This window comes from Roseibium sp., from assembly GCF_025698965.1.
In the GTDB taxonomy this organism is placed as follows: Bacteria; Pseudomonadota; Alphaproteobacteria; order Rhizobiales; family Stappiaceae; genus Roseibium.
The window spans coordinates 1-10,794 of record NZ_JAILWL010000213.1 but is presented as its reverse complement, the minus strand read 5'-3'; the positions used below and the strand labels follow the sequence as shown (position 1 = coordinate 10,794).

Sequence of the window (10,794 nt, the reverse complement as noted above, 5' to 3'; positions counted from 1 at the left end):
CAGTAGGAGATTCAAGATGCCTGTTCAAGCCATTGCAATGATTACCATTACCAACAAGGACGCACTGGGGGCCTACCGCGAGAAGGCGGCAGACGCGCTTGCGAAACATGGGGGAAGCGTCGTGTCCGCAGATCCCGAGCCGATAATTTTGGAAGCGGCAACCGACGTTCCCGACATCACCGCATTGCTGTCGTTCCCGACTGTCGAGGCTGCAAAGGCCTGGCGGGAAGACCCTGATCTCGCAGACATTCACGCCCTGCGGAATACCGGTGGCAAGTCGACGATCGTGGTGTTGCCGGCATAAGCTGCGTTCGCAGCTTCGTTCCCCTCCCGAAACTGGGCTTAAGACATGTTTCAGGAGGGGCAAACTTTTTGGGATTTGTGCTCGGGATTACCTTACCGGCTTGACCAGACGCATGCGCCAGGTGACGCCTTTCTTGTCGGATACGAGCCGATAGTCGTCGAGGACTTCCCACTTGCTCTCGTCATCCGTTGCCTGCCACAGACTGTTGATCAACCTGTTGGCCCCCGACTCAGGTCGTTTCGGCGAATACATGGACAGCGCGATGACACCGTTTTTCTTCAAGAAAGGCACATAGCGGCTGACCAGAGTTGCCGGATCGTCAGCGAAGTGCAGAACTTCATTGAATACGATCGCCGAGAAAGCTTCACCGGGTTTCGGTTCGAATGTGTGCATGTCGCCTGCCCGCAGCGCGGCGACGAACGGGTCCACATCGGCGATTTCAAGAGACGCCGGGGACAGATCCATCCCGACATAACGTTTGACCCCCATCGGCTGGAGACGCTCGTACAGCAAACCTTCGCCACAACCGATATCCAGCACTTCGTCCATGGAGTTTGTCAGGGACAGCCACATGCCGATGATGCCGTAGCGGCCGCTTTCGGGCAGCGAGCGCAGAAAGTTCCAGCGGCCGGCTTCATATTCTTCATCCCAGCCTGCAGCGGTGGTGGCATTTTTCGACATGGTGATTTCCTAACAGCAAAGACGGGCCGAGACGGCCCGCCGGAACAATTCAGAACTAGATTTCATCACTTATATGGATCGGCGGCGTCGCGTAAACCATCCCCCAGGAAATTAAAAGCCAGGACCACGATAATAATCGGGATCACTGGCGCCATCAGCCAGGGATAAACCGTCACCACGGAAATGTTCTGCGCTTCATTCAAAAGAACGCCCCATGAGACTGACGGTCGGCGCAGACCGAGGTTGAGGTAGGAAAGCGCCGTTTCACCCAGGATCATGGACGGGATCGAAAGGGTCGCCGAAGCAATGATATGACTGGTGAAACCGGGCAAGAGGTGCCGGCCGATCACGCGTCCGGGTTTCGCTCCCATCAGAACCGCTGCTTTTGCGTATTCTTCCTCACGCAGCGACAACAGCTTGGACCGTACCGCGCGTGCCAGTCCCGGCCAATCGAGCAGCCCCAGGATGATCGTCAGTCCAAAATAGATCCAGACCGGGCTCCATGTGACCGGCAAGGCTGCCGACAACGCCATCCAGAGCGGCAGTTCGGGCAAGGACCTGAGGATTTCGATCATCCGCTGGATCATGCTGTCGAGAATGCCACCGAAATATCCGGCAATCCCGCCGAAGAAGAGGCCGAGCACAATAGAAATGGTCACACCGACCAGCCCCACCGTCAGCGACAGACGAGCGCCATAAACAAGTCCTGAGAACTGATCGCGGCCCAACCGGTCCGTTCCAAGCAGGAACAAGGTTCCTCCCTTGGCCGGACAGAAAAGGTGAACATTGGAGGTGAACATGCCCCAGAATTTGTAATCGGCTCCCCGACACAAGAAGCGAATTCTCTGGACGTTGTTCGGATCATCCTTGAACACCCATTGCAGGGTATCCATGTCGATCTCGGAGGTCATGCCATAGACAAACGGACCGACAAACCTGCCCTCGTGGAAAAAATGCACCTGCTGAGGCGGCGCGTAAAGATGCAGACTGTCGCGCTGGTTTGCCGTATAGGGTGCGATTTGCTCGGCAAAAGGCACACAGAGATAGAACAGGATCAGAATAACGCCCGACCAGACGGCGATCTTGTGGCGCTTGAACTTCCACCACATTATCTTCCACTGAGAGGCCTGGTAGAACCGTTCCTGCTCGGGTGTCATCTCCTCTGCGACTGCCGGATTGAATGGCGTCGGATCGACGTAATGTTCGACCTTGCGCGCGGGCGTTTGCTTCACGTCCATGCTCACGACGACGCCCTCCCGCCGAGCCGGATACGTGGATCAAGAACGGCCAGCAGCAGATCCGAGATCAACATTCCGATCAGTGTGAGGACAGCGACAAAGAGCAGAATGAAGCCGGACAGAAACTGGTCCTGAGACTGAAGCGCCGACAACAGTACTGGCCCGACCGTTGGCAGGCTCATCACGACCGACACAATCACCGAACCGGAAACCATTGATGGGATCAGGTTGCCAATGTCGGCGATAAACGGATTGATCGCCATACGCAGCGGGTACTTGATCAGAAGCTGGTTTTCCTTGAGCCCCTTTGCCCTGCCCGTGGTGACATATTGCTTGTGCAATTCATCCAGCAGGTTGGCCCTGAGCCTCCTGATCATCGCCGCCGTGCCGGAGGTTCCGATCACAATGGTCGGGACAATCAGGTGAGCCAGCACCGACATCGCCTTGTCGAAACTCCAGGGTTGATCGATGTATTCCGGCGCCATCAGACCGCCCACGGACAGACCGAACCAGCGATTGAAAAAATACAGCAGGATCAGCGCGAGCAGGAAGTTTGGTGTCGCAAGTCCGATATACCCCAGGAAGGTAAAACCGTAGTCTCCCCAGGAATATTGCCGTGTCGCGGAGTAGATCCCGATCGGGAAGGAAACGACATAGACGAACAGAATTGTTGCGAAGTTGAGAACCACGGTCAGAGGCAGGGTCGGTCCGATAACCTCTTCAACCGGCTTGTCGAATTCAAAGGACCAACCCCAATTTCCCTGCAACAAACCGTCAAGCCCGTGAGGGCCGGGCCACAGGCCAACCCAAATCAGGTAACGTTCTAAGAACGGACGGTCGAGCGAGAACTCCTTGCGCAGGAATTCAAGTTTGCCGATGGAAGATTCTTCGCCGACCGCTTTCAGAGCTGCGATCTGATTGGTGATGTAATCACCAGTCGGTAGTTCGATGATGAAAAACGTCAATAAACTGATCACCAACAAGGTTGGGATCATCGCCAATATCCGACGTAGTATATAATAGAGCACCTAAACTCCCCTCAGCCCCTATTCTTGCCGTAATACGGGTTCTTACGCCCTGATCAATAGCCGACTTCCGTTTTACATTATGTCGTTTTTAAAACGAGAGTCAGACCGTCCGAAAACGGCAACATCGAAATTATCACCCGGTCATCTTCATTTAACCGCCTGTTGAGCAGGCGGATATCGTCCACAGCCGGGTCACTTACAGCGGGATCGATCACATCCCCGAGACGCAGCATATTGTCAAACACCATGATACCGCCAGTCCGCAGCAACCGCAGCGCAAGCTCGTAATAGGTGGTGTAACTTTTTTTGTCGGCGTCGATAAAGACCAGATCGTAAGTCCCCTCCTCGCCAGCCGCCAACAAGTCTTGCATCGTCCGCTCGGCACGACCGACCCTGAAATCGATTCTGCTGCGGACGCCTGCTTCCTCCCAGTGGGATTCCGCCAGGTCTTTCCAGTCCTTGCGTTTGTCGATGGCGATCAGCCTGCCGTCTTCGGGCAAAGCCGAGGCCATCCAAAGTGTGCTGTAGCCGGTAAAAACACCCAGCTCCATAACCTTCTTCGCATTCAGGGTCTTGATCAGGAAATGAAGAAGTTGCCCTTGTTCCTGCGGCACACGCATTTCCGCTTCGGGAAGGCTCTGCGTGTACCGCCTTAGTTTTTCCAATGGGACAGTTTCCCGGGTGCCATGCTGGCAAACATATTCGATCAGGTCCGAGGTTATCTCCAACCGGTCAGCCATACCTTCTCCTGGTTGTACCCGCCCCACCGGGTACATTAATCCGCCATGTAGAATTCATCCATACGATGAATGCCAAAATGTGCGCCAGGATCCCAGCCGTAAATTCCTTCCAGAGGCACGTTTTCAACCTCCTTTACGACCACGGGTTGGCGAACCCCCGAGACCAGTCCGATACGCATGGTTTCATCGGCATGGATTTTCAGCATCTCGTCCCAGATTTTCGTCCGTTCTTCCGGCGTTTTTGAAACCAACCAGGACTTATAGAGTTCCATCAGACGCTCAGCCGGCGCCCAGTCGGGTTTTTCGCCGCCTTCACCATCAGTTTCGTAGTAGTCGCCCCAGGCGTGCCAGGAGAGTATGTCGCCACGAACGGGTGCCAGATCTTCCGGTGGCATCTCGGACGTCGGAATGCCATTTTCCAATCCCCACCAGATGGACATCAACAGCTGACCGGTAATTGCACGCTCGCGCAGGTTGTCACGCTGGCTCGGCTTGGCGAACAGCTTGATACCGAGTTCACGCCACATCTCCGTAACGAGTTCCAGTGCGTCTTCCTGAACCTGGGCTTCGCCCGCCGTTTCAACGATGATCTCGAGCGGTCGCCCGTCCGGCAGCAGTCTGATGCCTTCATCATCGCGTTCTGTCAGGCCGATCTCGTCCAGAAGCGCATTTGCCTGCTCTGGATCGTACTGGGCCCATTCGCTGGTGTATTCGGCCTTGTATAGCGGACTTGCTGCCAGAACCGTGTCGTTGCCCGGCGTTCCCAACCCGAAGAACAGGACCCGGTTCAGAAGATTTCGATCAATTCCCAATGACAGCGCATGCCGGAAGCGGGTGTCACGGAAGAGTTCACGCCACACCGGGTCCTTCACGGTCAGGTTCGGCAGGATCGAGATTTCAGACCCCTTGGTGTTCGACCAGAGCGCTGTTACGTAGTCGTTTTGCTTTTCCCCCTTCTTCAGAACGGTGATGTCGGAAAAGCTGAGATTGCGGGCCTGCAGGTTGCTTTCACCCGCCTGTGCCTTGGCAGGGATCAATTTGCCGTCGGCCACCGTCATGACAATTTCGTCGATATACGGAAGCTGCTGACCGGCGCTGTCGACCCGGTGATAATAGGGATTGCGCTCGAGAATGAACCGGAGATCGCTGTCATCGCGCTTGCGGATCCAGGGCTGCAACGACGGCAAGTCGACGTTGCGAGCATTGTACATATCATCTTTCTTGGCGTGCAGCGGAGCCCAGTTGCGCGCCTTCACCTCTGCCGCCTCTTTGGCGATAAAATCCGGATCACCGTATTTTTCGTGGAACTGTTTCAGATAATGTGCCGGTCGGTAGATGAATGGAGGCCTGGACTTTGCAAGTTCAGGCAGGAACAGCGGGTTTGGTTCATCCCAGGTAAAGCGGACCGTGGTTTCGTCCAGAACTTCAAACTTCGGACCTTTGCCATTTACCTCGAGAAAAGGCGGCAGGCCGGAAGGGGTCAGCTTCTCGTTGCTGACAACATCCTCAAAATAGTACCGGATATCTTCAGCGCCAAACGGATGGCCGTCGGACCATTTGTGGCCTTCACGCGTGTTGAGCGTGAAGATACGGCCGTCTTCGACTTCCACGCTTTCCAGAATATCGGGCACCAGTTCCAGCTGTTCGTTGTAACCAACGAGCCGCGCGTAGCCCCAGACGTTGATCAGGCGCACATCCTTGGCACGCCCGATGAGTGTATCCAAAGACCCGCCCTGCTCACCGATTTTCCGTCCCTTGGCCTCAAGGTCGACGACAAGCGGTTCCGTCGGCACCCGTTCGGCTACCGGTGGCAAGGACGGATCAAGATCCGGTGTTTCCTTGAGTTCAAGCGCGGCCAATGGCCCCGCCAACATGGTCGCTGTTAAAAACAGTCCGACCCTGAGTGAGTTGATAATCTTCATGCTGCTGTCCCCTTCAGTGCCCCGGCATTCTTTAGGCCGGGTGCACAGACAAAGTGATCCGGTTCCATTTCGACCAGCGACGGTTCCATGCCGTCCGCAAGTCTAAAAGGTTCCGGCCAGAGTTGCGGCTCCGATGCTCTGTTGGCATCAAGAGCGGCAAAATCCAATGGCGCTGACAGGTCCGGTTCCGGCACCGCGGACAACAGCGCTTTTGTGTAAGGATGAAGCGGGTTTCCGACGACCGTACGTGTCTCTCCAAGTTCCACCAGCCGGCCACGGCACATAACGGCGATCCGGTCGGCAATGTAGTCGACCACCGCCAGGTTATGACTGACGAAGAGATAAGTCAGGTTCAGGTCTCGCTTGAGATCCTGAAGCAGGTTGAGGATCTGGGCCTGCACCGAAACATCAAGCGCTGATGTCGGTTCGTCGCAAAGAATGAATTCAGGATTGAGCGCAAGAGCCCTGGCAATTCCGATCCTCTGCCGCTGTCCGCCGGAAAAGGAATGCGGATACCGACGCAGGTAACGCGGATCCAGGCCCACCAGGCTCATCAGGTTTCGTGCCCGTTCGGCCCGCTCTTTCGGGGTACCGATACTGTGAACTTCCAGCGGCTCCATCAAAGTGTCATTGATGGTCATGCGAGGATTGAGCGATGAGAACGGATCCTGGAAAATCAACTGCACCCGGCGTCGATAATCCATAAGTGCCGCCCCTTTCAGGTTGGCGATGTCTTCCAGCCCTTCTCCGCGATTGTAGAGGATCTCCCCTCCTTCAACGTGGATTGCCCTTAAAATGGCTTTGGCGGCCGTTGTTTTTCCCGAACCCGATTCACCGACCAGTCCCAGGCATTCTCCACGGCGAATGGTCAGATTGATGCAGTCCAGAGCCGTCATGGTCTTGGATCTTGTTCCGAGGAACGACCCTTTGCGCAATGTGAAACGCTTGGTGACATCGCGCATCTCGACAAGCGGTTCACCCGGAGCAACGTCGCAATGTGGCCGATTGCTGGTCAGGTCTTCCGGCTTCAACTGGATCGGCCGGATCGGAACCAGCCGCTCGTCCCTGTCCATGTGGAAACTCGGTACCGCGTGCAAAAGCGCCTTGAGATAATCGTGTTTCGGATCCGCAAAAAGTTGCTGCGCAGTCCCCTTTTCCATAATCCGGCCATGATAGATCACGGCAATCTCATCTGCCATGTTGGCGACCACCCCGAAATCATGGGTAATCATCAGCACCGACATATGCAGTTCGGACTGCACTTCACGGATCAGTTTCAGGATTTCGGCCTGGATCGTCACATCCAGCGCAGTTGTCGGCTCATCGGCAATCAAGAGCGCGGGGTGGCAGATCATGGCCATCGCGATCATGGCTCTTTGACGCAAGCCGCCAGAGAGCTCGAACGGATAGGTGTCCAGCGCCCTTTTCGGGTCGGGAAAATGGACCAGACGCAACATTTCCTGCGTCAGTTCCCGAACTTCTGCGCGCGAAACATTGCGATGCAAAAGGGCCGCTTCACCAATCTGGTCGCCAATGGTGTGCAACGGCGACAGGGAGGTCATGGGTTCCTGAAAAATAATCGCGACACGGTTACCGCGCAGATGTCGCATCTGCGGCCCTTTTCGCTCCAACGTGGCGATATCGACCGGTGGCTCTGCTCCGGACGGATCGGCCAGAATCACCTTTCCTGAGGTGATGGACGCCGCATGGGGTAATAGACCCATTATTGTTTGGGAAATAACTGTTTTGCCCGACCCGGATTCACCCACAAGCGCGACCGTCCGGTTTTCGGGAACGACGAAGGAAACATCGTCAACCGCCCGGACACGGCCTTCAGCTGTATCAAAATCTACCGTCAGTCCCTCAATCGAGAGAACGTTCACCGCGCGTTTCCTCCCCGAAACGGATTGTCTGTGTGAGCCTTACTAAGCCCTTATTGCAACAGAAAGACAATCAAATTCGCCAAGCGATAGCAATGCAGAAATCGACAGCAAGCATCTGTGATCTAAATCACATCGAAAACAATTTCCGCATTTGCTTCAATGGTTCGCAAAATATCGTGGCTATTCCGCGGCTGATACAGGTACGTCACCCGCATCATCCATATGCCCTGCAACGGGAAACGGATCCAACCAGAAAACTTCCATGGCTTCCCGCCGTCCGCGCAGGTGGTGTTTCCCGACAGGACGCAGATGCTGCTCGCCTGTGAGTTTGGCCACTGTTGCAGCGCTTGCAAGAATGGTGACTTCCGGGTCTCCGTCCGCTTCCTTGCCGAGTGTCTGCAACCGTTCTGCTGCATTTACCGTGTCGCCGACCACCGTGTAGTTCCACCGGTCAAGCGCCCCGACATTTCCAACAACCGCGGTACCAGTATGTATGCCGATACGCATCGACATTTGAGGCCGTCCTTCAGCCTCGGCCACAAGATTGTCCTCATGCAGCGCTTCTGCTATCCGGCGCGCGGTTCTGACGGCGGCCTCGGCATGATCTGGCCGCTCGTCGGGAGCGCCCCAGAACGCCAACATGCCGTCCCCGAGGAACTTGTCGACCGTCCCTCCCTCCACTTCGACGGCCTCAACCAGTATGGCAAAATGATCGTTTAGGAGCCGTGCCGTCTCCTCCGCGCTCAAATGCTCCGAAAGCGCGGTGAAGCCAACAATATCCGTAAACAGGATTGTCAGTTCGGCTTCCCTGGCCTCCGCGGCCCCGCTGCCACCCAGGCGCATCAGCTTCGTGAACAACGACCTCGGCACATACGTGTTCATTGCCTTGAGGCCTTCGACCATGGAATTGAAGGCCAGAGCGACCTGGTCGATTTCGGCCACCCGGCTGCGGGGCAACGGCTCAACCTCGTTCAACGACAAGCTCCCGACCCTGCGAGATTGTACAGCCAGGTTCCGCAAGGGACGCGCAACACGCCGACCGAGCCAGAACGCGATCAGCACCGATATGATCAAAGCACCCAGACCGACGAACATGGAGCCGGCAAGCCGCCTGACTTCTCTTGAAACCGTCGTACTCAGGAAATACTGCCCGATTGTCCATGGCCTGTCGCTGAAACCTTCGACCCTGGCTTTCATCAGGATGTATTCCTCACCGCTGGCGACAACATAGGAGACATCAACGCCGAGATCCGCGGCCTTTTTGAACTCTTCCAGTGGCTCTTCTTCGTCCATCGCCGCGAGCACCGGATCTCCGAGTGTTTTCCACGAACTCGGCAAATTACCCCTGATGCTTCCTCCGGTCTGCAGCAGATCGGTATCCGAGTGCATTACGACCTGTCCGTCGTCGGCAAGAATGAAGACCGTGTTGTCGATACCCTCGTCCTGTTCGGAAACGACATGAGTCAGCTCCTCCATCGAACTGGCGGCGGTCAAGGTGCCAATGAGATTGCCATCCCGAACAAGCGGCACGGACACATTTGCAAAGACACCAACTTCATGTCGCACCAGCCCGCCCCAGGTCGGCGGACTGTCAGGTTCAAGCTTGGGTATCGCGTTGGCATTCATGCCAGGTGGGGGGGCGTCGGTTTCGATGCGCCACAGCTTTCCATTGGGAGCCCGGTATATGCCCAGCCGCCTTCCCTTGGGATCGGTCAGAGCAAGTGTCGTGATGTCCTTGTTGGACTTCAGCGCAATCGACATGTCTTCCAGTGTTTTGTCCGGATGATCGAACCCGATTGTGCCGTCGTCAAAATAAGGCTTTAGCCCGACCACGGCATTCTCAACGGAAGTGAAATGCGTCCGCAGCTGCGTTTCCAGCGACTGGGTGGTCAGAATAGTCTTGTCATTGAGAAGCGAAAACGTATTGCTGAAATTTGCAGAAACGGATAGCCCCAGAACCAGACCGATTGCAATCGCAACAAACGCGCCAAAGCCCAGCCCGACGATGGTTGTCAGGGGCAGCATCATGCGCCGGCCGGTGCGTTTCCACCTTTTCATCCGGTGTGATCCTCTGTTGCTCCGGACAGATTACCTGCCAAAGAGTTGGCGTCAAATTAAGGCGATCAGATCAATTGTAACCGGAAAAGCTCGACCAACTCTTTAACCGTCCAAAAGGCCTGCTTTGCGCAACGCCAATTCCTGAAGAAGAATGACCGTTTTTGAATCGCTGATTTCACCTGACCGGATCATCTTCAGGGCATCCGGCAAGGGGACATGCAACACCTCAATGTCTTCTCCCTCGCTTTCCTTGCCACCACCTTCTGACACCTTGTCTTTCAGATGGTAAGTGCCGACAAAAAAAGAAAGGTGTTCCGTAACAGATCCCGGGCTCATGTGAAGGTCGAAGAGGTGCTCGAGCCTGGAGATTTCAAACCCGGTTTCCTCAATCAGTTCCTCGCGCATTCTGTCTTCAGGACATGCGCCTTCGAGCAGGCCGGCGGGTGCTTCGATCAACATCGGGTTTCGACCATTCACCCAGACCGGCAATCGAAACTGCCTTGTCAGCAAAACGCACTCCGTTTCAGGGTCATGCAGAAGACAGGTAACTCCGTTCCCACGGTCGTAGGCCTCACGGGTCTGCTCTTGCCACGTTCCGTCCTTGCGCCGGTATTGGATTTGGTACCGGGTCAACGTTCCCCAATCGTCCGCCAGCACATCCGAGCCTACGATTTTCAGATAATCCGGTTCGTCCAATTCAATCTGCCTTGCGTCCTGTGTCTCGACCGAGCTCCGACATTATTTCATCTGTGTGCTCGCCCAGTGCTGGAGCCGCCCGGTCAAGAACGAGCTCTGCATTCGTGAACTTGATCGGTGTGCGTACGGAGGCAACCTTGCCACCAGCAACACCGCTTGCAGGCAATTCCACCTTGAGCTCCCGGTGCTGCACATGACGATCGTTGAAAACATCCTCCACCGAGTTGATCGGACCGGCAGGAAC

10 protein-coding genes are annotated in these 10,794 nt (G+C 55.7%); 1 reads left to right on the top strand and 9 read right to left on the bottom strand.

Features of this window, described 5'->3' with window-relative positions; genetic code table 11:
- Positions 1-304 (top strand): DUF1330 domain-containing protein (locus K5905_RS17440; protein ID WP_367186980.1); only part of this gene is annotated, 304 nt, incomplete at its 5' end.
- Positions 305-391: 87 nt separating this feature from the next.
- Here K5905_RS17440 and K5905_RS17435 read toward each other — a convergent pair.
- From K5905_RS17435 to K5905_RS17395, 9 genes are all read right to left on the bottom strand, one after another.
- The gene (locus K5905_RS17435; RefSeq protein WP_297586134.1) at positions 392-985 is read right to left on the bottom strand and encodes a trans-aconitate 2-methyltransferase; all 594 of its coding nucleotides are present in this window, start codon (positions 983-985) and stop codon (positions 392-394) included.
- Positions 986-1,050: 65 nt separating this feature from the next.
- Positions 1,051-2,223: an ABC transporter permease gene (locus K5905_RS17430; RefSeq protein WP_297586137.1), complete on the bottom strand. Its 1,173-nt coding sequence runs from the start codon at positions 2,221-2,223 to the stop codon at positions 1,051-1,053.
- A 2-nt stretch (positions 2,224-2,225) separates the two neighbouring features.
- The gene (locus tag K5905_RS17425; protein ID WP_297586131.1) at positions 2,226-3,251 is read right to left on the bottom strand and encodes an ABC transporter permease; all 1,026 of its coding nucleotides are present in this window, start codon (positions 3,249-3,251) and stop codon (positions 2,226-2,228) included.
- A 77-nt stretch (positions 3,252-3,328) separates the two neighbouring features.
- Positions 3,329-3,991: an O-methyltransferase gene (locus tag K5905_RS17420; RefSeq protein WP_297586130.1), complete on the bottom strand. Its 663-nt coding sequence runs from the start codon at positions 3,989-3,991 to the stop codon at positions 3,329-3,331.
- A gap of 35 nt (positions 3,992-4,026) precedes the next feature.
- Positions 4,027-5,913: an ABC transporter substrate-binding protein gene (locus tag K5905_RS17415; protein WP_297586128.1), complete on the bottom strand. Its 1,887-nt coding sequence runs from the start codon at positions 5,911-5,913 to the stop codon at positions 4,027-4,029.
- On the bottom strand, positions 5,910-7,796 hold the full coding sequence (locus K5905_RS17410) for an ABC transporter ATP-binding protein (protein ID WP_297586126.1): 1,887 nt from the start codon (positions 7,794-7,796) through the stop codon (positions 5,910-5,912). The genes K5905_RS17415 and K5905_RS17410 overlap by 4 nt, the downstream gene beginning before the upstream one ends.
- Before the next feature lie 180 nt (positions 7,797-7,976).
- Positions 7,977-9,854, bottom strand: coding sequence for an adenylate/guanylate cyclase domain-containing protein (locus K5905_RS17405; protein ID WP_297586124.1), 1,878 nt, complete (start codon positions 9,852-9,854; stop codon positions 7,977-7,979).
- A gap of 102 nt (positions 9,855-9,956) precedes the next feature.
- Positions 9,957-10,550, bottom strand: coding sequence for an NUDIX domain-containing protein (locus tag K5905_RS17400; RefSeq protein ID WP_297586122.1), 594 nt, complete (start codon positions 10,548-10,550; stop codon positions 9,957-9,959).
- 1 nt (position 10,551) lies between these two features.
- On the bottom strand, positions 10,552-10,794 hold a 243-nt coding region (locus K5905_RS17395), incomplete at its 5' end, for a CoA transferase (RefSeq protein WP_297586118.1).

Coding starts and splice junctions, on each gene's coding strand:
- K5905_RS17430 (WP_297586137.1), bottom strand. CDS start 2,223: ATGGACGTGAAGCAAACGCCCGCGCGCAAGGTCGAACATTACGTCGAT.
- K5905_RS17435 (WP_297586134.1), bottom strand. CDS start 985: ATGTCGAAAAATGCCACCACCGCTGCAGGCTGGGATGAAGAATATGAA.
- K5905_RS17420 (WP_297586130.1), bottom strand. CDS start 3,991: ATGGCTGACCGGTTGGAGATAACCTCGGACCTGATCGAATATGTTTGC.
- K5905_RS17405 (WP_297586124.1), bottom strand. CDS start 9,854: ATGAAAAGGTGGAAACGCACCGGCCGGCGCATGATGCTGCCCCTGACA.
- K5905_RS17415 (WP_297586128.1), bottom strand. CDS start 5,913: ATGAAGATTATCAACTCACTCAGGGTCGGACTGTTTTTAACAGCGACC.